Origin of the sequence: Galactobacter valiniphilus (assembly GCF_003575975.1) — a bacterium.
GTDB classification, from domain to species: Bacteria; Actinomycetota; Actinomycetes; order Actinomycetales; family Micrococcaceae; genus Galactobacter; species Galactobacter valiniphilus.
On record NZ_QQXK01000006.1, the window covers coordinates 64645 to 87088 of the forward strand.

18 protein-coding genes are annotated in these 22444 nt (G+C 73.6%); 12 read left to right on the plus strand and 6 right to left on the minus strand.

Going from position 1 to position 22444, the window contains the following annotated elements; all coding sequences use genetic code 11:
* The first annotated feature begins 8 nt into the window (after positions 1-8).
* The gene (cydB, locus tag DWB68_RS04250; protein WP_119423905.1) at positions 9-1031 is read left to right on the plus strand and encodes a cytochrome d ubiquinol oxidase subunit II; all 1023 of its coding nucleotides are present in this window, start codon (positions 9-11) and stop codon (positions 1029-1031) included.
* Positions 1032-1033: 2 nt separating this feature from the next.
* Complete coding sequence (gene cydC, locus DWB68_RS04255) at positions 1034-4498, plus strand: thiol reductant ABC exporter subunit CydC (RefSeq protein ID WP_119423906.1); 3465 nt, start codon at positions 1034-1036, stop codon at positions 4496-4498.
* Between the two features lie 61 nt (positions 4499-4559).
* Here the strand turns inward: cydC and DWB68_RS04260 are convergent, their stop codons facing one another.
* Together DWB68_RS04260 and DWB68_RS04265 are read right to left on the minus strand one after the other, a co-directional pair.
* Positions 4560-4832, minus strand: a complete 273-nt coding sequence (locus tag DWB68_RS04260; protein ID WP_119423907.1) for a hypothetical protein — start codon at positions 4830-4832, stop codon at positions 4560-4562.
* Between the two features lie 71 nt (positions 4833-4903).
* The gene (locus DWB68_RS04265) at positions 4904-7603 is read right to left on the minus strand and encodes a DNA gyrase/topoisomerase IV subunit A (RefSeq protein ID WP_119423908.1); all 2700 of its coding nucleotides are present in this window, start codon (positions 7601-7603) and stop codon (positions 4904-4906) included.
* Between the two features lie 78 nt (positions 7604-7681).
* On the opposite strand from DWB68_RS04265, the gene DWB68_RS04270 reads away from it, so the two are divergent.
* The 3 genes from DWB68_RS04270 to DWB68_RS04275 all read left to right on the plus strand — a co-directional run bounded on the left by DWB68_RS04270 (position 7682) and on the right by DWB68_RS04275 (position 12266).
* Positions 7682-10357: a bifunctional acetate--CoA ligase family protein/GNAT family N-acetyltransferase gene (locus tag DWB68_RS04270; RefSeq protein WP_119423909.1), complete on the plus strand. Its 2676-nt coding sequence runs from the start codon at positions 7682-7684 to the stop codon at positions 10355-10357.
* A gap of 78 nt (positions 10358-10435) precedes the next feature.
* Complete coding sequence (locus DWB68_RS16570) at positions 10436-11116, plus strand: DUF5998 family protein (RefSeq protein ID WP_233548609.1); 681 nt, start codon at positions 10436-10438, stop codon at positions 11114-11116.
* Positions 11079-12266, plus strand: a complete 1188-nt coding sequence (locus DWB68_RS04275) for an alkaline phosphatase family protein (protein ID WP_233548610.1) — start codon at positions 11079-11081, stop codon at positions 12264-12266. The genes DWB68_RS16570 and DWB68_RS04275 overlap by 38 nt, the downstream gene beginning before the upstream one ends.
* A 110-nt stretch (positions 12267-12376) precedes the next feature.
* Here DWB68_RS04275 and sepH read toward each other — a convergent pair whose 3' ends face one another.
* On the minus strand, positions 12377-13693 hold the full coding sequence (gene sepH, locus DWB68_RS04280) for a septation protein SepH (protein ID WP_158588202.1): 1317 nt from the start codon (positions 13691-13693) through the stop codon (positions 12377-12379).
* Between the two features lie 284 nt (positions 13694-13977).
* Here sepH and DWB68_RS04285 point away from each other — a divergent pair, with 284 nt between their 5' ends.
* On the plus strand, positions 13978-14277 hold the full coding sequence (locus tag DWB68_RS04285; RefSeq protein WP_119423911.1) for a DUF4193 domain-containing protein: 300 nt from the start codon (positions 13978-13980) through the stop codon (positions 14275-14277).
* A 92-nt stretch (positions 14278-14369) separates the two neighbouring features.
* On the opposite strand, the gene DWB68_RS04290 is transcribed toward DWB68_RS04285, so the two are convergent.
* Positions 14370-14873, minus strand: coding sequence for a DUF3093 domain-containing protein (locus tag DWB68_RS04290; RefSeq protein WP_158588203.1), 504 nt, complete (start codon positions 14871-14873; stop codon positions 14370-14372).
* Between the two features lie 142 nt (positions 14874-15015).
* Between DWB68_RS04290 and dut the strand changes: the two genes are divergently transcribed.
* Genes dut through DWB68_RS04310 form a run of 4 tightly spaced genes read left to right on the plus strand, consistent with a single transcriptional unit; the run spans position 15016 to position 17417 of the window.
* Positions 15016-15519 carry a dUTP diphosphatase gene (gene dut / locus DWB68_RS04295; RefSeq protein ID WP_119423913.1) on the plus strand — a complete coding sequence of 168 codons (504 nt, stop codon included), beginning with the start codon at positions 15016-15018 and terminating at the stop codon, positions 15517-15519.
* 2 nt (positions 15520-15521) lie between these two features.
* Complete coding sequence (locus DWB68_RS04300; RefSeq protein WP_233548611.1) at positions 15522-16289, plus strand: DUF3710 domain-containing protein; 768 nt, start codon at positions 15522-15524, stop codon at positions 16287-16289.
* Positions 16282-16620, plus strand: coding sequence for a hypothetical protein (locus tag DWB68_RS04305; protein WP_119423915.1), 339 nt, complete (start codon positions 16282-16284; stop codon positions 16618-16620). Before DWB68_RS04300 ends, DWB68_RS04305 begins: the two co-directional genes overlap by 8 nt.
* The gene (locus DWB68_RS04310) at positions 16617-17417 is read left to right on the plus strand and encodes a DUF3159 domain-containing protein (protein WP_119423916.1); all 801 of its coding nucleotides are present in this window, start codon (positions 16617-16619) and stop codon (positions 17415-17417) included. Before DWB68_RS04305 ends, DWB68_RS04310 begins: the two co-directional genes overlap by 4 nt.
* 82 nt (positions 17418-17499) lie before the next feature.
* Here DWB68_RS04310 and DWB68_RS04315 read toward each other — a convergent pair whose 3' ends face one another.
* Both DWB68_RS04315 and DWB68_RS04320 read right to left on the minus strand, forming a co-directional pair.
* Complete coding sequence (locus DWB68_RS04315; protein WP_119423917.1) at positions 17500-18159, minus strand: potassium channel family protein; 660 nt, start codon at positions 18157-18159, stop codon at positions 17500-17502.
* Positions 18156-18857, minus strand: a complete 702-nt coding sequence (locus tag DWB68_RS04320) for a potassium channel family protein (protein ID WP_119423918.1) — start codon at positions 18855-18857, stop codon at positions 18156-18158. The genes DWB68_RS04315 and DWB68_RS04320 overlap by 4 nt, the downstream gene beginning before the upstream one ends.
* 107 nt (positions 18858-18964) lie before the next feature.
* Between DWB68_RS04320 and DWB68_RS04325 the strand changes: the two genes are divergently transcribed.
* Both DWB68_RS04325 and DWB68_RS04330 read left to right on the plus strand, forming a co-directional pair.
* Positions 18965-20977 carry an APC family permease gene (locus DWB68_RS04325; protein WP_325048540.1) on the plus strand — a complete coding sequence of 671 codons (2013 nt, stop codon included), beginning with the start codon at positions 18965-18967 and terminating at the stop codon, positions 20975-20977.
* Positions 20978-21022: 45 nt separating this feature from the next.
* Positions 21023-22381, plus strand: a complete 1359-nt coding sequence (locus DWB68_RS04330) for a class I SAM-dependent RNA methyltransferase (protein ID WP_119423920.1) — start codon at positions 21023-21025, stop codon at positions 22379-22381.
* Positions 22382-22444: the final 63 nt, after the last annotated feature.

A 22444-nucleotide genomic window follows, 5' to 3' on the forward strand; every position in this document is an offset into this window, starting at 1 on the left:
CCTTAGTCATGGACTTCCTCCCCACCTTGTGGTTTGTCCTCATCGCCGTGTTGTGGACGGGCTACCTCTTCCTTGAAGGCTTCGACCTCGGCGTCGGCATGATGATGAAGCTCTTCGCCCGCAATGAGAAGGAGCGCCGCCAGCTCCTGAACACCATCGGCCCCGTCTGGGACGGCAACGAGGTGTGGCTGCTGACGGCAGGCGGCGCGACCTTCGCCGCGTTCCCGCTCTGGTACGCCTCGCTCTTCTCGGCGCTCTACGTGCCGCTCGTGCTCGTGCTCATCGCGCTCATCTTCCGCGCCGTGGCGATCGAGTACCGCGGCAAGGCCCGCACCGACCGCACGCGCAACGCGTGGGACTGGGCGCTCGCGCTCGGTAGCTTCTTTGCCGCCTTCGGCGTGGGCGCCATGCTCGCGCTCTCCACGACCGGCCTGCCGCTGAACGCCAACGGCGACCGCGTGGGCGGCGCCTTCGTGTGGCTCAACGGGTACGCCGTGCTCGGCGGCCTCGGCGTGGTGCTCTTCGCCCTGGCCCAGGCACTCGCCTTCACGGGCCTCAAGACGGACGGCCTGGTGCGTTCGCGCGCCAACGTCTGGCTGCGCCGCGGCCTCCCGTGGGCCGTCCTGCCGCTGGCCGCCTGGGCCATCGTGGTCGTGTTCAAGGGCACGACGGCGTGGCCGTGGGTCACGCTGGGCGTGGCCGTCGTGGCGGTGCTTGCCGCGTGGGCCGCGGCCAGGGCCGCGCGCGAGGGATGGGCCTTCCTCTGGCTGGGGCTCTTCCTCCTGGCCGGCGTCGCCTCGATCTTCGGGGCCGCCTACCCGGTCGTGCTGCCCAGCACGCTTGATCCGGCCTTCAACCTGACGGTCGAGAACGCGTCCTCCTCGGACTACACGCTCGGCGTCATGTCCATCGTGGCCGCCTTCGGGGTGCCGCTCGTGCTGGCCTACCAGGGCTGGACGTACTGGGTGTTCAAGAAGCGGATCAGCCCCGCCTCGATCCCCGCCGCGCACGCCGTCACCCCGGTGGTGTGAGCATGCGCCCGGAGATCCCCGAAGGAACCACCACCCGCGGCTGGCTGCTGGCGCTCGGCGCCCTGGCCGCCACCAAGGCCGCGGGTCTGATCGCCCTCATGTCCGCCCTCGCGGCGGCGCTCACGCAGGCGGCCTCCGGCCACGGCGTGGACGTGGCGGCGCTGCTGTGGTGGGGGATCCCGGGCGCCCTGGCCCGGGCCGGCGCGCACTGGGGCACCCGCGTGGTGGCCCAGCGCGCCGCCCTGGGCGTCAAGGAGGAGCTGCGGGCTCGGCTCGTGGCCAAGCGCCTCGCCTCGGGGCAGGCCCGCGGCGCGGCGGAGGCCTCCGTGCTGGCCAGCCGCGGCCTCGATGGGCTCGACCCGTACTTCCGCGACTACCTCCCGGCGCTTGTCGCGAGCGCCATCATCCCGCTCGCCGTGGGCGCGCGGATCCTCCTCGCCGACTGGGTCTCCGCCCTCATCCTGGTGCTGACGATCCCGCTCGTGCCGATCTTCATGATCCTCATCGGGCTGCACACGGCCGAGCGCGTGCAGGAGGCCCAGCACGGCCTCGACCGCCTGAGCCATCACCTCTCCGAGCTCGCCCGCGGCCTGCCCGTGCTCGTGGGCCTGCGCCGCGCCGAGCAGCAGCGCAAGGCGCTCTACGAGGTCTCCGAGCGCCACCGTGAGTCGACGATGGCCACCCTGCGCACGGCCTTCCTCTCCTCGTTCGCCCTCGAACTCATCGCCACCCTCTCGGTGGCGGTCGTCGCGGTCTTCATCGGCGTGCGCCTCGTGGGCGGCTCGCTCGGCCTCGAGGCCGGCTTGGTGGCCCTCATGCTGGCCCCCGATTGCTTCCTTCCCCTGCGCGAGCTCGGTGCCGCCCACCACGCCTCGGAGGACGGCGTCGCGGCCCTGCGCCGCGTGCGCGCCGAGCTGGACGCCACCGATCGCACCGAGCTCGCCGCCCGCGGCGCGCACGCCGTCGTCGACGGGGTGGAGGTGAGGGGGCTCGTCGTGCTGCGCGGCGACGGCCGCGAGGGCGTCGGGCCCGTGAGCTTCGAGGCCCCCGCCGGCCGGATCACGGCCCTGACCGGGCCCAGCGGCAGCGGCAAGTCGAGCGTGTTGGAGACCCTCGCCGGGCTCCTGCGCCCGGCCCCGGAGGGCCAAGCGGACGCGCACGACACCGTCTCCGGGGAGCTGCTCGGGCTCGACCCGGCGCGCCGCGCCTCCATCGCCCAGGCCCCGCAGTTCGCGCAGGCCACGGCCCGCGGGGAGCTCGCGGTGGCCGGCGGCGCCGAGCCCTTCCTCGAGCTGGCCGAGCTGCTGCCGGAGCGGCTGTGGGACGTGCCGCTGCAGCGCCTGAGCCCGGGCGAGCGGCGCCGCGTTGCGGTGGCCCGCGGCCTGGCCCGCGCCCGCGTGCTCCTGGCCTCGGACGGGGCGAGCGTCGTGCTGCTCGCCGACGAACCGACGGCCCATCTTGACCCCCGGTCGGCTCAGCGCGTGAGGGCGCTGATCGGCCGGATCGCGGCGCGGGGCGCGTGCGTGGTGTTGGCCACGCACGATCCCGCGCTGGCCTCCCAGGCGGACGTGCGGGTCCGCTTCGGCTCCCAGGCGCCCGTGCGAGCCGCCGTCGAGCCGCTGGGGGAGGCCCCCCTTCTCCCGTCCCTGGGCACGGGATCGGACCCCGCCGCGCTGCATGAGGGTGCGCGCGCGGTGGGGTCCGGCTCCTCGGAGTCGCCGGCCCCGCCGGCCCCGGACTCCGAGGACGAGACTCCCGGCCGCCTCCGGTCCCTGCCGCGCGGCGCGTGGGGCCTGCTCCCGCTGCGCTCCTGGCGGCTGTGGCTCGCCGTGCTGCTCGGCGCGCTCTCCGTGCTGGCCGCCGCGGCGCTCTCGGCCCTCTCCGGCTGGCTCATCGTGCGTGCCTCGACGCAGCCCCACATCATGTATCTGCTGACCGCGATCGTCGGTGTGCGCGCCTTCGGCCTGGCCCGCGCCGTGCTGCGCTACCGCGAGCGGCTCGCCACGCACGACGTCATCCTGCGGTACACGAGCAAGCTGCGTGTGCGGCTCTGGGACGCCCTGGGCTCCGACGCCCGCGGCTGGAGCAAACTCACCCGCCCCGGCGGCGCGCTCGGCACGCTCGTGGCCCAGGTGGACGAGCTGCGCGACGCCCTGCCGCGCGTGCTGGTCCCCGTTCCGGCCGCCGTCCTCGCCGGGATCGGCTCGATCATCGCCGTCGCGCTCCTGGCCCCGGCCGCCCTGCCGGCCACGCTCGTCGTCGTGCTCCTTGGCCAGCTCGCCCTGCCCCTGCTGGTCCTGGCGCTTGAACGCTCGGCGGCCGCGCATGCGGCCGAGCACCGCGCGGCCCAGGCCGAACGCACGGGCCGGATCATGGCGGCGGCCCCCGATGTGAGCGCCAATGGTCTCGCGGCCGCCGAGCTGGAGCGTTTTGCCGCGGCGGATGCGGCCGGCTCCACCCAGCTGCGCCGGGACGCCTTCGGCGCGGGCGCCGGCCGCGCCGCCGCCTCCCTGCTGGCCGGGGTGGGCGCCATCGCCGTGGTCCTCACGGCCGCCGGCGGCACCGCCCCCGAGCTGCTCGCGCTGAGTGTGCTACTCCTGCTGGCCCTGGATGAGCCGCTGGGCCAGCTCGCCGATGCCCTGCGCAATGCCCCCGTGGTGACGGGCATGCTGGGCCGGCTGGCCCCGTGGCTGCTCGGCGCCTCCCGCGCCCAGGACTCCACGCCGGTTGCACAGCGCCCCGCCGTGGACGGCCTGCGCGTCGACGGGCTCGAGGCCGCCTACGCCGAGGCCGCCCCCGCAGTCTTCAGCGGTGTGAGCGGCGAGGCCGTCGCCGGCCGGGCCTGGGCCATCACCGGCCCGAGCGGCAGCGGCAAGTCGACGCTCATCGCCACGGTGCTCGGTTTCCTCGCGCCGCGCGCCGGGAGCGTCAGCGCCCGCACGGCCGAGGGCTGGCGCGACATCGTGCTCCCGGCCGGCAGTGCGGAGCCGGCGGACCCGGCGGCGCGCGACGCCGTGGCCTGGTGCCCCCAAGAGGGCTACGTCTTTGACAGCACGCTGCGCGGCAACCTCGCCCTGGCGCGGGACCGCGGCGACGCCCCCGTCGACGCCGACATGATCCACGCGCTCGATCGAGTGGGCCTCGGCCCCTGGTTCGCGCGCCTGCCCGAGGGGCTTGAGACGCGCACCGAGGCAGGGGGAGAGGCCCTGTCCGGCGGCCAGCGCCAGCGCCTCGCCGTGGCCCGCACGCTCCTGAGCGGGGCCGGCGTGGTCGTCCTCGACGAGCCCACGGCGCACCTGGGCGCCGACGAATCCGGCGAGCTCGTGGGCGATGTCTTGGGCGGCGCCGGGGCGACGGCGCTCGTGCTCGTCACCCACGACGAGGAGCTCGCCTCGCTCGCGGCCGTGCACACGACCCTGAGCTCGGACGGCACGCCGGCCACGACGCGCCTGGCCCAGCTGGGCTGAGCCGCATCGACGGGAAGGGCCGGCACCGGAGAGTCCGGTGCCGGCCCTTCCCGCGACCGCGTCAGCGCAGGATCAGGTACAGAAGTCCGCCGAGCAGGTAGGCGAGGCCGAGCAGCAAGCCGAGCCCGCAGAAGAGGGCCCGTCCCTTGGCGAAGAGCCCGAGCACGGCGCCCACGGCGGCCGGGACGGCGCACCCGAGCGCCACCGGGGCGGCCACCTGGAGGCCGAGCTCCCGCGTGGAGAGCGTGCCGACCACGCCGAGCACGGTCAGCGGGATCACCCAGGCGGCCAGCGCCCACACGACGGGCGCCGCCGCCGCGAGCGTGAGCGGCACCCGTCCACCCGGGCCGGTGCCCGGCGTCGTGCCGTCATCCTGACCCCGACGCCTCCTCACGGCGGCCCCGCTCACTCCCCGAAGAGCGAGTCTTGGACCCGCGTATGGGTGCCCGGGTCCACGCTCACGACGCCTCCGTCGGCGAAGGGATCGCTGTCCTCGCCGGGTGCCGCTGCGAGGCGCGGCGCCGTGGCGCCGGCGGCGTAGGAGGCGTGCTCCGGGAGGGAACCCACCGGGGCGGCGGGCTGGGCGGCCGGGGCCGCCGGGGCGGTGGCAGACGACGCGGGGGCGGCCGGGAGCGCGAGCGCCGGGCCGATCACGTCGAGGGACTGGGTCAGCGGCACACCCGAGCCGTCGCGGCGCCCGAACTCGGTGGGCAGTGCACGGGCCACGCCGCCCGAGGTGGAGGCGCGGGCCGGACCGTGGCCAGCGTAGGCGAGGCGCAGGTGGTCCTCGCCCTTCAGGAAGCGGTGCGCGCGCACGCCGCCCGTGCCGCGGCCCTTGCCCGGGTACTCGGAGAGCGGCGTGACCTTGACGGATCCGCCCTCGGCGCCCGGCAGGGACTCGGCACCATCGGAGATGGTGATGACCACGGCCGCCGGATCGCGCGGATCCACGACCGAGAAGGAGATCGCCTCGTCGCCAGCGGCGAGGCGCACGCCGGCCATGCCGCCGGCCGTGCGGCCCTGCGGGCGCACCGCGGAGGCGGGGAAGTGCAGCAGCTGCGCCTGGCGGGTGATGAAGACGAGTTCGCGCTCGTCGGGGGCGGGAGCGGCGGCCAGGACCCGGTCCCTGGGCTTGAGCGCGATCGCCTCCCACTCATCGGTGGTGACGGGGTAGTCGGGGCTCAGGCGCTTGACGACGCCCTGCGCCGTGCCGAGCGCCACGACGGCGTCCAGCGGGACGGCGGCGACGACGCTCTCCCCGCGGCCGAGCTGCACGAACTCGTTGACCTTGACGGCATCGGCGAGGGGGACGCCCGAGGGGCCCGCAGGCACCACGGGGATCTCGACCACCGAGGTGCGCAGCATGCGCCCCGTGCTCGTGATGAGGCCGATGTGGGCGCGGGCGCTCGTGTGGACCACGGAGGCCAGGGCGTCGTGGCGGCCGCGGCGCTCCCCGAGGATCTCGGAGGTGTCGCTCGTGCGGACCAGCCGGCCGGTGGCCGTGAGCGCCACGAGGCACGGGGCGTCCTTGACCTCCATGGCCAGCGGCGCCTTCTTGGAGGCGCTCTCGGCCTCCGGCATGACGGTGCCCTTGAGCGGCGTGCCCTTGTCCTTGCTCAGGAGCACGGTGCGTCGATCGGTGCCGTGCTGCTCCGCCACGGCGGCGAGCTCGTCGGAGACGAGGGCGCGCAGCTTGGCGTCGGAGCCCAGGATCTCCTCCAGCTCGGCGATGGCCGTGAGCAGCTCGTCTCGCTCTGCCTCGAGCTCGATCTGGGAGAAGCGGGTGAGCTGGCGCAGGCGCAGCTCGAGGATGTGATCGGCCTGGGGCACCGAGAGGTCGAAGACGGTGCGCAGCCGCGCGCGGGCCGAGGCGGTGTCGTCCGAGGAGCGCACGATCTGGATCACCTCGTCGATGTCCATGATCGCGACGAGCAGGCCCTCGACGAGGTGCAGGCGTTCCTGCTTCTTGGCCAGGCGGAAGGCCGTCCGGCGGCGCACCACGCTCAGGCGGTGATCCACGTAGACCTTCAGCAGTTCCAGCAGGCCCAGCGTGCGCGGCTGCCCGTCCACGAGCGCCACGTTGTTGATGCCGAAGGAATCCTCCATGGGCGTGTGCTTGTACAGCGCCTGGAGGACCGCGTTGGGGTTGAAGCCGTTCTTGAGCTCGATAACGAGGCGCAGGCCGTGATTGCGGTCCGTCAGGTCAACGACGTCGGAGATGCCCGTGAGCTTCTTCGCGTCCGCCGCGTCCTTGATCTTCTCGATGACCTTCTCGGGGCCCACCGTGTACGGCAGCTCCGTGACCACGAGGGCCTGCTTGCGGGCCGTGAGGGCCTCGAGCTCCACCTTGGCGCGGGTGCGGAAGACGCCGCGGCCCGTGCGGTAGGCGTCGTGGATGCCGTCCAGTCCCGTGATGATGCCGCCGCTGGGCAGATCCGGGCCGGGGACGAAGGCCATCACGTCCTCGAGGCTGGCCTCGGGGTTCGCCAGCAGATGGCGAGCCGCAGCGATGACCTCGCGGAGATTGTGCGGGGCCATGTTCGTGGCCATGCCCACGGCGATGCCCGTGGTGCCGTTGACCAGCAGGTTCGGGAACGCGGCGGGGAGGACCTCGGGCTGCGTGAGCTGGTTGTCGTAGTTGGGGACGAAGTCGACGACGTCCTCGTCGAGGTCGTTCGTGAGGTCCATGGCGGCGGCCGCCATGCGCGCCTCGGTGTAACGCGGCGCGGCCGGGCCGTCGTCGAGCGAGCCGAAGTTGCCGTGGCCGTCGATGAGCGGCAGGCGCAGCGACCAGGATTGCGCCATGCGCACCATGGCGTCGTAGATGGCCACGTCTCCGTGCGGGTGCAGCTTGCCCATGACCTCGCCCGTCACGCGGGCCGACTTCACGTGGCCCTTGGCCGGCGTGAGGCCCATGTTGCGCATGGTGTACAGGATGCGGCGCTGCACGGGCTTGAGCCCGTCGCGGGCGTCCGGGAGGGCGCGCGAGTAGATGACGGAGTACGCGTACTCCAGGAAGGAGCTCTCCATCTCGGAGGAGACGTCGATGTCGACGATGTTCTCCTCGAAAGCCTCTTCGGGCTCGGGCGCGTTGCGGCGGGCCATAGGGTGCGCAGCCTCTTCCTACGAACGGATTCTCGCCGCACGCGCACGAGGGCGCCGCGGGACATTACTCTTCAGGATATGGCTTCGCCCCGACGCTTTGGCGCATATCCGACCCGCTGGGAAGCCGATGTGGTGCTCCGCGACGGATCGACCGCCCACGTGCGCCCCATCCGCCCCAGCGATGTCCCGGCCCTCGAGCGCCTGCACGCCGCCCAATCCGAGCGCTCCATCTACCTGCGCTACTTCACCTACAAGTCCTCGCTGACGCCGGCCGAGCTCAAGCGCTTCACCGAGGTGGACCACGTGGATCGCGTGGCGCTCGTCGTGGAACGCGGAAGCGAGATCATCGCGATCGGGCGCTTCGACCGCCTGCCCGATCCCACGCAGGCCGAGGTGGCCTTCAACGTGCGCGACGCCGAACAGGGCAAGGGGCTCGGCTCCATCCTGCTGGAGCACCTCACGGCCGCCGGCCGCGAACTGGGGATCGAGCGCTTCACGGCCGAGGTGCTGCCGGAGAACCGGCAGATGCTCACGGTCTTCTCCGAGGCCGGCTACGACGTCACGCGCAGCTTCGAGGACGGCGTCGTCATGGTCTCCTTCGACATCGATCCGACCGAGCGCTCGCTCGCTGTCATGGAAGCGCGCGAGCACCGCGCCGAGGCGCGCAGCCTCGCCGAGCTGCTGCGCCCGCGCTCCGTGGCTGTGATCGGCGCCTCGCGCACGTGGGGCAAGCTCGGCCACGCCCTGCTCGAGAACGTCCGCGAGGGCGGCTTCACGGGCCCCGTGTACGCCGTGAATCCCCAGGTCCTGGAGCTGGGCGGCGGACCGGCCTACGGCAAGGTCAGCGAGATTCCGAACCCCGTGGACCTCGCGATCGTGGCGGTGCCCAAGGAGGAGGTGCTCGGCGTCGCCGCCGATTGCGCCAAACACGGGGTCAAGGGCCTCGTGGTCATCACGGCCGGCTTCCGCGCCGAGGCCGATCTGGCCGGGCAGCGCGAGCTCGTGCGGCTCGCCCGCGCCAACGGCATGCGCGTCATCGGCCCCGCCTCGCTCGGCCTCTTCAACACCGATCCGGCCGTGCGGCTCAACGCCTCGCCATCGGAGAGGCCCCCGCGTCCAGGCAACGTGGGGCTCTTCAGCCAATCGGCCGCGCTCGGCATGATGCTCTACGCCGTGGCCAAGCGCCGCGGCCTCGGCCTCTCCGCCGGACTCAACGCCGGCAACCGCGCCGACGTCTCCGGCAACGACGTCATGCAGTTCTTCGAGGACGACGAGCACACCGAGGTGGTGGCGCTCTACCTGGAGAGCTTCGGCAACCCGCGCAAGTTCTCCCGGATCGCCCGGCGCCTGGCCCGCAGCAAGCCGGTGATCGTCGCGAAGTCCGACGTCATGGGCCTGCGCGTGCCGCCCGGCCACCAGGCCCGCACCACGCAGGCGCCGCAGGGCGCCGTGAACGCGCTCCTGAGCCAATCCGGCGTCATCCGGGTGGGAACCCAGGAGGAGCTCATGGACGTGGCGCAGCTGCTCGCCACCCAGCCCCTCCCGGCCGGCCCGCGGCTCGCCGTCCTCAGCAACTCCGCCGCCCTCGGCGCCGTGGCCGCCGACCACGCGGCCGGCCTCGAGCTGGTCGTGAGCACCCAGGAGAGCGAGATCGAGCTCGGTTCAGGGCAGTCGGTCGCGGTGAGGGCCGTGCGCTCGGCCTGCGCGCAGGCCCTCGCCCGGCCCGACGTCGACGCCCTGCTCGTGGCGCTGCTCCCAGCGGTGGGGGTGGACCCCGCGGCGCTCGCCGCGGCCATCGCCGGGGCAGGGAACGCGGCCGGCAAGCCCGTCATCGCGTGCTTCGCCGGGGCGCTGGGGGACGAGGCGCCCGTGGCCGGGGTGGCGGGGGAGCTGCCCTGCTATCCGAACCTGGCCGTCGGCCTCAAGGCGCTCTCCAGGGCGCGCACCTACGCCGCGTGGCGCGAGCGGGACCCGGGGGAGGTCGAGGAGCCGGCCGGCATCGATCGCGAGCGGGCGCGCGAACTCGTGGAGGGCTGGGTCGAGGGCCTGCAGGGCGACGGCCTCCTGAGCCTGAGCCAGGAGCAGTGCGCGCAGCTCCTTGACTGCTACGGCATCACCGTCCAGCGCTCCATCGCGTTCTCCACGGAGGAGGAGGCGGTCGCGGCCGCGGCCCAGGTGGGCTACCCCGTGGTGCTCAAGGCGCGCGACGCGGCCCTGCGCCACCGGCTCGACCTCGGAGGCGTGCGCCTGAACATCGTGGACGAGGCGTCGCTGCGCTCCGATGTGCGCTCCATGCGCGAGATGCTGCGCCCCTACGGCGAGGTGCAGCTCGAAGTGCAGGCCATGGCGCCCACGGGCCAGGGCGTCGTGGTGCGCTGCCTCGAGGACCCGCTCATGGGCCCGCTCGTCTCCTACGGCCTGGCCGGAGACGCCGTCAACCTCCTGGGCGATTGGGCCCACGCCGCGCCGCCCCTCACGCCCGGCGTGCTGCACGACCTCGTGCGGGCCCCGCGCTCGGCCACCAAGCTCCTGGGCTACCAGGGCCTTCCCGCCCTGGACACCGGGGCCCTCGAGGAGCTCCTGCATCGCGTGGGGACGCTCAAGGACGAGCTGCCGCAGGTGGCACTGCTCGAGTTCAATCCGGTGCTCGTGGCCCCGCGCGGGGTGCACGTCCTGCACGCGCAGATCCGCGTGGGCAATCCGGCCGAGCGCACCGACAGCGCCCGCCGGGCCATGTCCATCCCCCAGCGCTGAGGCCGGGGGAGGGGCCGGGCGCTCCCGCCCCGCGCCCGGCCCGCGGCTCGCCGGGGGAGGCCCGCTAGGATGGTGGGCATGTCCACGCGTCCCCTTGGCCCCGATCCCGAGCTGGCCGACCAGCTCACGCGTGCTGGGTTCTACCCGCACCTGATCGCCGATCTGCTCGACGACGAGCTCGACGGCGCGCCGGTGCAGCGCCACTTGCTGCACCTGGAGACGCATGTGGAGCGCGCCGAGGTGCACCGCCACGCGATCATCCTCGTGCTCACGCGCGAGTCGCTCGTCATCGTGCACGTGGACGATCACCAACCCGAGGACCACAGCGAGCCCGTCGCGAATGTGTCGGTGGAGACCGTCGCCTTGCCGCGCCTGGACTCCGTGGTGGTCTCGGCCGTGTACCCGCGCCCGCACGAGCACCGGCCCGGCCAGGGCCCGCGCGAGCTCACGGTGGGCATCGCCTGGTCCGGCGGCTCGCGCCTTGACCTGGGCCCCGCCGGCTGCGCCGATCCGCAGTGCGACGCCGACCACGGCTACCAGGGGCAGATGGTCCGCGAGGACCTGGTCCTGCGCGTCTCGGCCGATGCCGACGGCACCGAGCACCTCAACGACGCCCGTTCCTTCGCCCGCGAGCTGCGCCGCGCCACGCGCGACGCCGCCTGGGCCTCGGCGCAGGGCGAGCGCCCTGAGCACTCCGGTTCGGCCGCCCCGGCCGCCCCGCGTGGCGTCTCCCGGCTCGTCCGAGGCAATCATCGCTGAGCCGGCGTCCGTCCCGCAGGCCCCGGCCTACGGCGGCGGCGCCCTGAGCGATGTCCTGCCCTCCGTGGCGGCGGCGCTGGGCGAGGAGGGCTTCGAGAACACCCTGCGCCTGCCCGCGGCGAACCGCGCCGTGGTGGTGCTCGTGGACGGCCTCGGTGCGCGCCTGCTCAAGCGCTTCGCGTCCTACGCCCCCACGCTGCGCGCGGCGCAGCAGGCCCCCGGTTCCACCCAGCTGGACACCGTGTTTCCGACCACCACCGCGGCGGCGCTCACCTCGCTCGCGACGGGCCTGACGCCCGGCGAACACGGGATCGTTGGCTACGACTCCTTCGATCCGCAGCGGCGCCGCGTCGTCAATCAGCTCGGCGGCTGGCCCGGCGATCTCGACCCGGAGGCCTGGCAACCCCTGTCGACCGTGCTGGAGACGCTGGCCCCGCGCCGCGGCGTCTTCACGGTGTCGCGCCCCAAGTTCCGCTCGAGCGCCCTGACGCGCGCCGGCCTGCGCGGCGGCGAGTTCGTGGAGGCCACGGGCCCGGGCGCGCGCGTCCGCGCGACCCTGGAGACGCTGCGGGCCAACAAGGACGCCCTCGTCTACCTGTACTGGGACGATCTGGACAAGGCAGGGCACGCCCACGGCGTCGACTCCGACGCGTGGCTGCACGCCCTCGAGGAGCTCGACTCCTCGATGCGCCGGCTCGTGGCCGGGGTGTCGCCGAACACGCTCGTGCTGCTCACGGCCGATCACGGCATGGTGGACGTCCCGCCCTCCGGCCGCCTCGACTACTCGGCGTTCCCCGAGCTCTTGGGCGGGGTGGAGTTCACCTCGGGCGAGCCGCGCGGCGTGCAGCTGCACTTCGAGCAGGGGGCGAGCGATGCCACGCGCGAGGAGACGGCGCGGGCCTGGCGCGAGCGCTTCGGCGAGCGGGTCTGGGTGCTCACGCGCGAGGAGGCCATCGGTGCGGGGCTGTTCGGGCCCACCGTGCGCGAGGGGGTGGCGGGACGCATCGGCGATCTGCTGATCCTGACGCGGGACGAGCTGGCGCTCTACGACACACGCCGAGCGAGTCCCAACGCCATGGCGATGGTGGGCCAGCACGGCTCGCTCACGCCCGTGGAGCGCAAGGTCCCGCTCCTGCGCCTGGCCGGCTGACGCGCGCGCCCGCGGGCCGCAGCGCGCCGCGCCAGCCGCCAACGAGACCCCGTCATGCAACGAGCGAGGGCCGGTCACCGTGTCGGTGACCGGCCCTCGCTCGTGGTGGCTCAGCGCTCGTCGTCGTCCTCGTCGTCCCCGCCCTTGGCGGAGCGGCCGAACACGATCTCGTCCCAGCTGGGGACCTGCGAGCGGCGCTTCTTGTGCGGGCGCGGGGAATCGTCCTCGTCCTCGGCGTCCAGCCCACGCGTCGCGGGGACCGGATCGGGCACGCGGCGCAGCGGCGGCCAGGCCAGCTCCGAGCCCTCGGGCTCCACGAGCCCGTCGGTGCGGCCGGGGCCGGGAAGCACGTTGTCGGGGACCGGCTCCTCGAGCGGCTCGGGCACGGTCCACGGGCGCGGCACGGCGCCGGGGCGCTCGCCCGGCTCGTCGCGATCGGCGTGCGAGCGGGCGATCAGGTGCGCCAGGGCGTCGTCGCCGTCGGCGTCCTCGCCGACGCGGGTGCCGCGGCGGCGCGAGAGGACGTCGAGCAGGGCCTCGTCCTCGGCGCGCGTGAGCACGGCCTCCGGGTCCTCCGGCTCCTGCTCGAGGGCCACGGGACCGGCGGGGCCCACGGGCACGAGGCGGCGCTGGCCGGGGAGCACGTCCCACGGCTCCCACTCGGAGAGCACCTGGCCCCAGCGATTCGCGTTCTCGAGGTGCTTGCGCGCCGGGTGGAAGGTCCACACGGCCGGCGGTTCCTCGCCCACGGCGGCGGAGCCCTCGGGGAGCACGAAGCTGGCCACGACGCTCCACGTGCCGGCGTCCACCTTCCACGCGTCCCACACGAGGGTCTCGGGATCGGCGCCGAAGGCGCGCAGGCGGGTGCGGACCATCTGGGCCAGGGTGGCCGGTTCGTCGCCGAAGGCGGCGCGGTAGCCCTCGTTGCCCAGCGGCGCGGAGACCTCGACGTCGCCGGCCTGGCGGGCGATGTAGTCGCGCTCGGCGAGCACGGGGCCCTCGTAGCGCAGGATGTTTGCCAGCGGCGTGGAGGAGGTCGCTGCGACCTCCTGGGCCGTGGCGCCGGCGCGGATGCGCGCCTGGATCTCGCGCGGGGAGAGCGGCTTGAGCTCGACGGCGGGCGCCTCCTCGGCGGCGGGCGTCGGCTCGGGCGCGGGGCCGGGCTGGGCCGCCGAGGCGGCCGGCTGGGAGGCGGGGGGAGCGGAGGGCGACGGCGCGGCGGGAGTCGCGGCGGCGTCGTCGGGCTCCTGGGCGCTCACGTCTGGACGCTGCGCGGCAGCCGCCCCGCCCGGCTGGGCGGCCGGCGTGCCGCCCGTGGCGGCGTCGAGGATCTCCTCGATCGCGAGCAGGAACTGTTCGCCGCTCGGAGCGCGAAGCACCAGCTCCTCGCCGGTCTCGTGCACACGCACCAATTCGAGGTGTTTCATGCCTGATCCTCCCGTGACCGCTCGCGGACGCTCCTCGTGCCCTTCAGCCTCCCATTGCCTGAGCCCGTGGGCTCGCATTTGTGCGGTGTGGCGCGCACGTGACGAGAAAGGCATCGGCGTGCGGGCGCAGGATACGGCCTCCGGCGTTCACCTCAGCGCGAACAGGGTTTGTGATTGCGGCTCGCGTGGTGTTAGGTATGTGCGACGCACCGGACGCCCGCCTCCCCCGTGGGCCTCACATACGGGCGTGATGCAACGAACGTTCCGCAGGATTAGAGGGAAAAGTGGCCACCGATTACGACGCGCCCCGCAAGAATGAAGACGAAGTCCGCGAGGACTCGCTCGAGGAACTGAAGGGACGCCGCAACGACTCCCAGTCCGCCGTGGTGGACGAGGACGAGGCGGAGGCGGCCGATAGCTACGAGCTGCCCGGCGCCGACCTCTCCAACGAGGAGCTCCAGGTGATGGTGCTCCCGGCGCAGTCGGACGAATTCACCTGTGCCTCGTGCTTCCTGGTGCGTCACCGCTCGCAGGTGGCCGCGGAGCGCGGCGGCCTGCTCTTCTGCAAGGACTGCGAGGGCTGATCCAGCCCTCCCCACACGAACGGGGCGCCCACAGGAGAGATCCGGTGGGCGCCCCGTTGGCGTTCGCGGCCTGTGCGTGCCGACGGCTCGGCTCAGAGCGAAGGGACGTCCTGCGTGGACATGGCCCCGCCCAGGGCCGCCGCGACACGCTCGGGGTGCCGCGTGGAGAAGAGCCAGTACGGCGTGGAGTCGTTGGGGTCCTCGATGGCGACCTTGACGACGGGATCGACCCAGCCGCGGAAGCTCATGAAGGCCAGGCCGTTGAGGCCGCGCCCGCGCTCATAGCGCGCGCCGTCGCCCACGTAGCCCGTGGCCTCGCCGAGAAAGCGGCGCTCGATGCGCGCGCGGCCCACCTGCAGCGTCTCGGGCGTGATGATGATGCTGGGGGCCGAGGCCACCAGCAACACGGTGACGATGATCGCCGCCACGGCCGCGATGATCGAGAACAGCACCTGGTTGGTGGGGGACAGGGCCAGTCCCACGGCCACGCACAGGGCGTAGGAGACGAGCCACAGCCACCAAGGGGCACGCAGTTTTTCGATGTACGGCGCGGGGGTCGCCGGGCTCGCGCCCTGGTCGCCGGAAGGAGAAGACATGCCTTCCATGGTAGCCGCGAGCCGATAGAGTGGGGCGCGGCCGCCGCCCGTGCTCGGGTGGCGCGGTGCGCTCTGTCGATCCAGCGGGTCTGCACGGGGGGGCGCCGCCTCGCCGCCAGCAGACCGAGGAACACGAGGAAGCATGAACAGCCCATCCACGCTCGAGGTGCGCGTGCGCCGCCTCGATCCGGAGCTGCCCGTCCCCGCCTACGCCCTGCCGGGCGACGCGGGGGCCGATCTCTACGCCCGCGAGGACGTGACGCTGGCCCCCGGCGAGCGTCGTTTGGTCCCCACGGGCCTGGCCGTGGCCATCCCCGAGGGCTACGTGGGGCTCGTGCATCCGCGCTCCGGCCTCGCCGCCAAGCACGGCATCAGCATCGTCAACGCCCCCGGCACCGTGGACGCCGGCTACCGCGGCGAGTTGCTGATCAATCTGATCAACCTGGATCGCACCACGGAGGTGCAGCTCAAGCGCGGCGACCGCATCGCTCAGCTGCTGATCCAGAAGGTCGAGCGCGCCCGGTTCACCGAGGTCGACGACCTCGGCGAAAGCGAGCGCGGCGACCGCGGTTTCGGCTCCACCGGCGGCTTTGCCGCGGCGCCGTCCGCCACGACGCACACCGCCACCGCGGTCAAGGAAGGATGAGGATGTTCGGGCGCAAGAAGAAGAACGCAGAACCCGCCGAGGAGCTCGAGGTCGTCGAGGCCCCGGAGGCCGAGGCCACGGACGAGGTGCCGGCCGCTCCGTCCGCGAGCCACGCCAAGGCGGTCAAGACCGACCGCAGCCGCGGCCCGCTGGACGCCTCGGAAGCCAACGATGACCTCGAGGGCATGATAGACCTCGGCTCGTTGCGCCTGCCGATCGTGCAGGGCATGAACCTCAACCTCGAGGTCGAGGAGAACTCCCAGCAGGTCGTCTCGGTGGCAGTGGAGCTGGAGGGCTCGCGCGTGCAGCTGCAGGCCTTCGCGGCCCCCAAGTCCGAGGGCCTGTGGGACGGGATCTCCTCGCAGATCGACCAGTCGGTGACGGCCCAGGGCGGCCGCACGGATCGCCGCGAGGGCCGCTTCGGTCCCGAGCTCCTGGCCCGCGTGCCGATGGCCGGCCCCGACGGCGAGGCCGGCACCATGATCGCCCGCTTCGTGGGCGTCGACGGCCCGCGCTGGTTCCTGCGCGCCGTGTTCGGCGGCCCGGCGGCGATCAACGAGGAGGCGGCCCAGGTCCTGGAGGACCTCGTCGGCGGCGTGATCGTCGACCGCGGCCAGACCCCCATGGCCCCCACGGAGCTGCTGCCGCTGCGCATGCCGCAGGCCGATCCGGAGCCGGTGATCGCGGCGGACGAGCCCGACGCTGCCCCGGCCGACCCCTCCTCGGAGGAGCGCCCAGAGCGCGGCCCGGAGATCACCCAGATTGGCTGAGGACGCCGGGCCCGGCGAGGAGGCCGGCTGGGACGAACTGCCCGAGCGGGGGAGGGTGCAGCTGCGCGGCTACGTCGCGGCGGTCACCTATCCCTCCTCGCGGCAGGCCCCGGTCTTCTCCGCCGTGCTGGCGCCCGACCTCGCGCCGCCGGGCGGGCGCAAGCGTCCAGTGGAGCGCGTCAAGCTCGTGTGGCTGGGCCAGCGCCGGGTGCCGGGCATCGGCGCGGGCGGCTGGCTGCGCTGCCGCGGGATGCTGCTCACGGAGGGCGGCAAGCGGGTCATGTACGACCCGAGCTACGAGATTCTTGAGGCGGAAGAGGACAACGCATGAGCCAGGAGCCCGCCGAGCCCGCGAACCCGGGCGGGCCGGAGCCGGCCGCGGACACCGCGGCGCCCGGCACGCCGAGCATGCGCGACGTGGCGGCCTCCATGGCCGCCCGCTCGAGCCTCAAGGTCTCCGAGGACGGGCGCGTTGACGTGCTCGCCTCCGTGGGCGGCGTGCGCGGCCTCGTCGAGGCGCTGGCCCCAGGGCTCGTGTTCCTCGGCGTGTTCATCGGCACGCAGTCCCTGAACCCCGCGCTCATCGCGGCGATCGCCGTGGGCGTGGTGCTGCTCGCCGTGCGCCTCGTGCGCCGCCAGCAGGTCATGTCGGCGGTCTCCGGGCTCGTGGGCATCCTCGTGTGTGCGGTCTTCGCCCGCGTGGGAGGCGAGGCCAGGGACTACTACGTGCCCGGCTTCTACATCAACGCCGCCTACGCGGCGGGCCTGCTGGTCTCCATCGCCGTGCGCTGGCCCATCGGCGGCCTGCTCTTCGGCTTCCTGCATGGCGAGGGCATCGGGTGGCGGGAGAACCGCGGCCGACTGCGGGTCTACACGGCGGCAACCTGGATCCTCGTGGGGCTCTTCCTGCTGCGCCTCGCGGTCCAGCTGCCGCTGTACTTCGCCAACGACGTCACGCTGCTCGGCACCGCGCGCCTCGTCATGGGCGTGCCGCTCTACATCGGCGCCTTGGTCCTGGCCTGGGTCATCACGCGCCCGGCGCGCCCCGCGGGGCAGGACGACCGGGAGGTGCCCGACGGCGGGGGGTCGGCTTCCGCCGGCGGCCCACCGGCCGCCGGCCAGGGCTGAGCGCCGCTCGGCCTCCCCTTGAACGCACAAGGCGCCTCCCACCCGGATCGGGGTGTGAGGCGCCTCGTGCGTTGAACGGCGCTCAGGCGCCGCGCATGAGCTCGCGCAGGGCCGGCTCGGCCTCGAGCGTGCTGAGGAAGAAGACCTCGTCGTCGCCCTCGAAGACGTCGTCGGGGGAGGGGGCGAAGGGCAGATCGTCGCGCAGCACCGCCACGGGGACCACGCCCTCCGGCCAGGCGTAGGAGCCAACAAAGCGGCCGACGGCCGGGCCATCGAAGGGCACGGTGTAGGCCACCATCGTGGTCTCGCCCGTGCGCAGCGTCAGCAGGCGCACGACGTCGCCGACCTCGACCGCCTCCTCGACGAGCGCGGTCATGAGGCGCGGCGTGGACACCGCAACGTCGACGCCCCAGGCGTCGTCGAACATCCAGTCGTTCTTGGGGTTGTTCACGCGGCCCACCGTGCGGCCCACGCCGAACTCGGTCTTGGCCAGGAGGGAGACGACGAGGTTGGCCTTGTCGTCGCCCGTCGCCGACACGACCACATCGGCCTCGTCCGTCCCGGCGCGCTGCAGGGTCACGAGCTCGCAGGCATCGCCCACGAACCAGGCGGCGGCCTCGAAGCCCTCCCGGTCCGCGGGCGGCTCGTTCTCGTCCACGATGAGCACCTCGTGGTGGTGGCGCAGCAGCTCGCGGGCGATGGAGAGCCCAACGGAGCCGCCGCCGGCGATCACGACCTTCACTTCTCCTCCTCCTGCTCGGCGCGCAGGGCCGCGGCCTTGGCCGGGGCCGTGGCGAGCAGCCGGTCGATCTGGGTCAGGCGGTCGACGGCGAGCATGGCGTGCAGCTCGTCGCCCTCCTGATAGCGGGTATCGGCGGCGGGCAGGATGCCCTCGCCGAAGCGCGTGAGGTAGGCGATGCGCACGCCGAGGGCGGCCTCGAGCTCGCTCAGCTGGCGGCCGAACCACAGGGGAGCGGCGGGCAGCTCGCGCAGCACGAGTCGGCCGGAGGCCTCGCGGAAGTCTCCGGAGAGCGCGTGCTCGGGCAGGATGCGGCGCAGCACCTGATCGGCGCTCCAGCGCACGGAGGCCACCGTGGGGATGCCCAGGCGCTGGTAGACCTCGGCGCGTCCCGGATCGTAGATGCGCGCCACGACGTGGGGAACATGGAACTGCTCGCGGGCCACGCGGGTGGCGAGGATGTTCGAGTTGTCGCCGGAGGAGACGGCGGCGAAGGCGTAGGCGTCGGCGATGCGCGCCTCCTTGAGGGTGTCGCGGTCGAAGCCGACACCCGTCACGGTGCTGCCGCTGAAACCGGGGCGCAGGCGCCGAAAGGCGGTCGGCTCGCGGTCGATGACGGCCACGGTGTGGCCGTCGTCCTCGAGTGTGTGGGCCAGCGTCGCACCGACGCGGCCGCAACCCATGATCACGAAGTGCGCCACGTGCTGGGGCTCCTTTGGGTTCAAGAGCTGGGGATGAACGGCCTAAGTCTCGCACGCCTTGCCTCCCGCGGCGGCGTGGGCCGCGGGGCCAAAGCGACTACCCTGGCGTGGTGTTGACGTTCCTGGACGCTCTCAAGCGCATCCTTGTGGGCCGGCCCGAGATCACCGGCCGCGTGCGCTTCGCGCCCCTGCGCCGCCGCGTGGCCCTGCCGACCCTGGCCAGCAATGCGCTCTCCTCGGTGGCGTATGCGCCGGATGAGATCCTGCTTACCCTGGCCCTGGCCGGGCTCGCGGCGATCCACCTCGCCCCGTGGGTCGGCGTGGCGGTCATGGCCGTCATGGCCGTGCTGATCCTGTCCTATCGCCTCTCGATCCGCGCCTACCCCTCCGGCCGCGGCGACTACCAGATCGCCTCGGAGAACCTCGGCCCGCGGGCCGGCGTCGTGGTGGGCTCCGCCCTGCTCGTGGATCTCACCCTCACCGTGGCCGTGTCGGTCTCGGCGGCCGCCCACTACCTGAGCGCCGCGGTGCCGGTGCTCGCGGGGCACGAGGGCTGGGTGGCAGGCGTCGGCGTGGCCCTGCTCGTGGTGCTGAACCTGCGCGGCCTCGGCCGCGGTTCGCTCGCCCGCTCGCTGCCGACCGTGCTGTTCGTCGTCGCCGTCGGCGTGCTGCTCATCGTGGGCGGCCTTCTCGCGCTGACGGGTCAGCTGGGCCTCGCGCCGAGCGCCACCGCGCCGCTCGCCCCGGCCCCCGCTTACCCGGACGGCATCGAGGGCCTGGCCGGCTTCGTCCTGGTGCTGCGCGCCTTCTCCACCGGCTCGGCCGCCCTCACGGGCATCGAGGCGCCCATCTCCGGCGTCTCCACGCTCGCCGCGCCGCGCGCCAAGAACGCCGGGTGGGTCCTGGCCTGGATCGGCGTCATCGCCACGATCCTCACGCTCGGTGTGCTCTTCCTCGCCTCGGCCACCGGCGTGCGGCTCGCCGCCGAACCGGAGTCCCAGCTGGCCGCCGCCGCGGAGGCCGCGGATCTCACGGCCGCCTCGCAGACACCCCTGTTGGCGCAGCTGGCGCAGGCGGTGTTCGGCCCGGGGGTGCCCGTCATCGTGCTGAGCCTCGTCACAATCCTCGTGCTGCTCAGCGCCGGCATGATGAGCTTCCTGACCTTCCCCAAGCTCGCCTTCTACCTCGCGAGCGACGGCTACCTGCCGCGCCAGCTGCGCACGCGCGGCGACCGCCTCGGCTATTCCAACGGCATCCTGCTGCTCGGCGCGGCGGCCCTCGTCCTCGTCCTCGCGACGGGTGCCGGCCTCGCCGCCCTGATCCAGCTCTACGTCGTCGGCGTCTTCGTCTCGTTCACCCTGAGCCAGGCCGGCATGGTCCGCCACTGGGGTCGCCTCCTGCGCGGCACGGCCGGGCGCTCCCTGCGCGCCGCCCTGCACCGCAAGCGCGCGCTGTCCTTCGCGGGCTTCACGCTCTCCGCCCTCGTGCTGATCGTGGTCTTCGCCACGAAGTTCGCGCACGGCGCCTGGTTCGCCGTGGCCGGCATCGTGGTCCTCACGCTCGGCATGCTCGGGATCCGCCAGCACTACGACGAGGTGGACCGCGAGCTGGCCATCGACGAGAGCACCTCCGTCTCCGCGCTTCCCTCGCGCGTGCAAGCCATCGTGCTCGTCTCCACCCTGCGTAAGCCGCTCCTGCGCGCCGTGGCCTTCGCCCGCGCCACGCGGCCGCAAGTCCTCGAGGCGGTCATGGTGGACTCCGACCCGGAGAAGACGGCGCGCACCGTGACGCAATGGGAGCGGCTCGGCCTCCCGGTTCCGCTCACCGTGCTCGCCTCGCCCTATCGCGACCTCGCCGGCCCGCTGCTCGAACACATCAGGCAGAGCCGCGCCGACCGCCCCCGCGATCTCGTGGTGGTCTACATTCCCGAGTACGTTGTGGGACGCTGGTGGGAGCAATTGGTGCACAACCAGACGGGCCTGCGCCTGCGCACCCGCCTCCACTTCGAGCCGGGCGTCGTGGTCGCCTCCGTCCCGTGGCAGCTCGCCTCCACGGGGCACGGCCTGCAGCACCCAGCCTCCACCCCGGCCCCCGCCGACCCCGGCCACCCGGCCGCCTGAGCGGTCCCGGCGTCTTTTCCCTTCCTCCAAGGAGCACAGCAGCACATGTCCCAGGCCCCCACCGAGCTCGAGCTCACCCTCGGCGACGTCGCCCACGGCGGCTTCACCGTCGCCCGCCACGAGGGCCGCGTCGTCTTTGTGCGCCACGGCGCCCCGGGCGAGCGCGTGCGCGTCGCCGTGACGGAGCCGGGGGAGAAGGACCGCTTCTGGCGCGCCGATGTCACCGAGGTCCTGGAGGCCTCGGAGCATCGCGTCAAGCACCCCTGGGCGGCCGCCGACGCGCTCGCTGCTCGCACCCCTGACGCCGTGCCGGGCGGCGCCGAGTTTGGCCACCTGAGGCTGCCCTACCAGCGCGAGCTGAAGGGCCGCGTGCTGGACGAGCAGCTGCGCCGGCTCGCCAAGACCGAGGCGAGCGAGGTGGGCTTCACCGGCGTCGAGGCCGCCGAGGACGAGCGTGCGGACGGCCTGGGCTGGCGCACGCGCGCCGCCTTCGGCGTGGATCGCGCCGGCTCGCTGGCCATGCGGGCGGCCCGCAGCCACACCCTCATCAAGACCCCCGCGCTCCCGCTCGCCGTGGATGCCATCAACGATCTGCACCTCTCCGAGGTGGACCTGAGCGGCCTGGGCCGCGTGGAGATCGCCGCGCCCGCAGCCGGCGGCGCCCCGCTCGTGCTCGTCGTGCCGGCCACGCACGACGCAGCGGGGGTGCGTCGCGCGGGCGCCGCCGCCAATCGCGTCTCCCGCCACGTGGGCGAGCGCGCCTCGGTCGGCCTGCTGACCCAGGCCGCCGGCGCGGCCGCCGACGGCGCGGGCGAGCTGCGCCGCGTGAGCGGGCGCACCTGGCTGCAGGAGCAGGTCGGCGAGCACGCCTTCCGCGTGACGGGGGAGGGGTTCTGGCAGGTGCACCGCACGGCGCCGCAGACCCTCACCCACGCCGTCCTGACCGCCTCCGGCGTCCAGGAGGGCGAGGACTGGCTCGATCTCTACGCCGGGGCCGGTCTCTTCTCGGCGCCCCTCGCACAGGCCGTGGGCCCCACGGGCTCGCTGCTCTCCATCGAGGGCGCGCCGGGCACCCACCGCGACGCGCGCAAGAATCTGCACGCCCTGCCGCAGGCCCAGGTGCTCCAGGGCCGCGTGGAACGCGCCCTGCGCGAGCACGCCGGCACCCGGCCGCACGGCGTCGTGCTTGATCCCCCGCGCGCCGGCGCCGGCAAGGCCAGCGTGGCCGCGATCGCCGCTACGGGCGCCCAGAAGGTCGTCTATGTCTCGTGTGACCCCGCCTCCTTCGCACGTGACGTTGACCTTTTTGCGGGCCGTGGTTACACCCTCGAGGGCCTGCGCGGCTTCGATCTGTACCCCCATACGCACCATCTCGAGACCGTGGCGGTGTTGCGCAGGGCGTAACCGGCCCCGCGCGGCGGTATTGTGTCGTTAGCTCCGCCGCGTCCGCTTTGCGTTGCCCTGTGA

Coding starts and splice junctions, on each gene's coding strand:
- cydB (WP_119423905.1), top strand. CDS start 9: ATGGACTTCCTCCCCACCTTGTGGTTTGTCCTCATCGCCGTGTTGTGG.
- cydC (WP_119423906.1), top strand. CDS start 1,034: ATGCGCCCGGAGATCCCCGAAGGAACCACCACCCGCGGCTGGCTGCTG.
- DWB68_RS04265 (WP_119423908.1), bottom strand. CDS start 7,603: ATGGCCCGCCGCAACGCGCCCGAGCCCGAAGAGGCTTTCGAGGAGAAC.
- DWB68_RS04270 (WP_119423909.1), top strand. CDS start 7,682: ATGGCTTCGCCCCGACGCTTTGGCGCATATCCGACCCGCTGGGAAGCC.
- DWB68_RS16570 (WP_233548609.1), top strand. CDS start 10,436: ATGTCCACGCGTCCCCTTGGCCCCGATCCCGAGCTGGCCGACCAGCTC.
- sepH (WP_158588202.1), bottom strand. CDS start 13,693: ATGAAACACCTCGAATTGGTGCGTGTGCACGAGACCGGCGAGGAGCTG.
- DWB68_RS04290 (WP_158588203.1), bottom strand. CDS start 14,873: ATGTCTTCTCCTTCCGGCGACCAGGGCGCGAGCCCGGCGACCCCCGCG.
- dut (WP_119423913.1), top strand. CDS start 15,016: ATGAACAGCCCATCCACGCTCGAGGTGCGCGTGCGCCGCCTCGATCCG.
- DWB68_RS04300 (WP_233548611.1), top strand. CDS start 15,522: ATGTTCGGGCGCAAGAAGAAGAACGCAGAACCCGCCGAGGAGCTCGAG.
- DWB68_RS04310 (WP_119423916.1), top strand. CDS start 16,617: ATGAGCCAGGAGCCCGCCGAGCCCGCGAACCCGGGCGGGCCGGAGCCG.
- DWB68_RS04330 (WP_119423920.1), top strand. CDS start 21,023: ATGTCCCAGGCCCCCACCGAGCTCGAGCTCACCCTCGGCGACGTCGCC.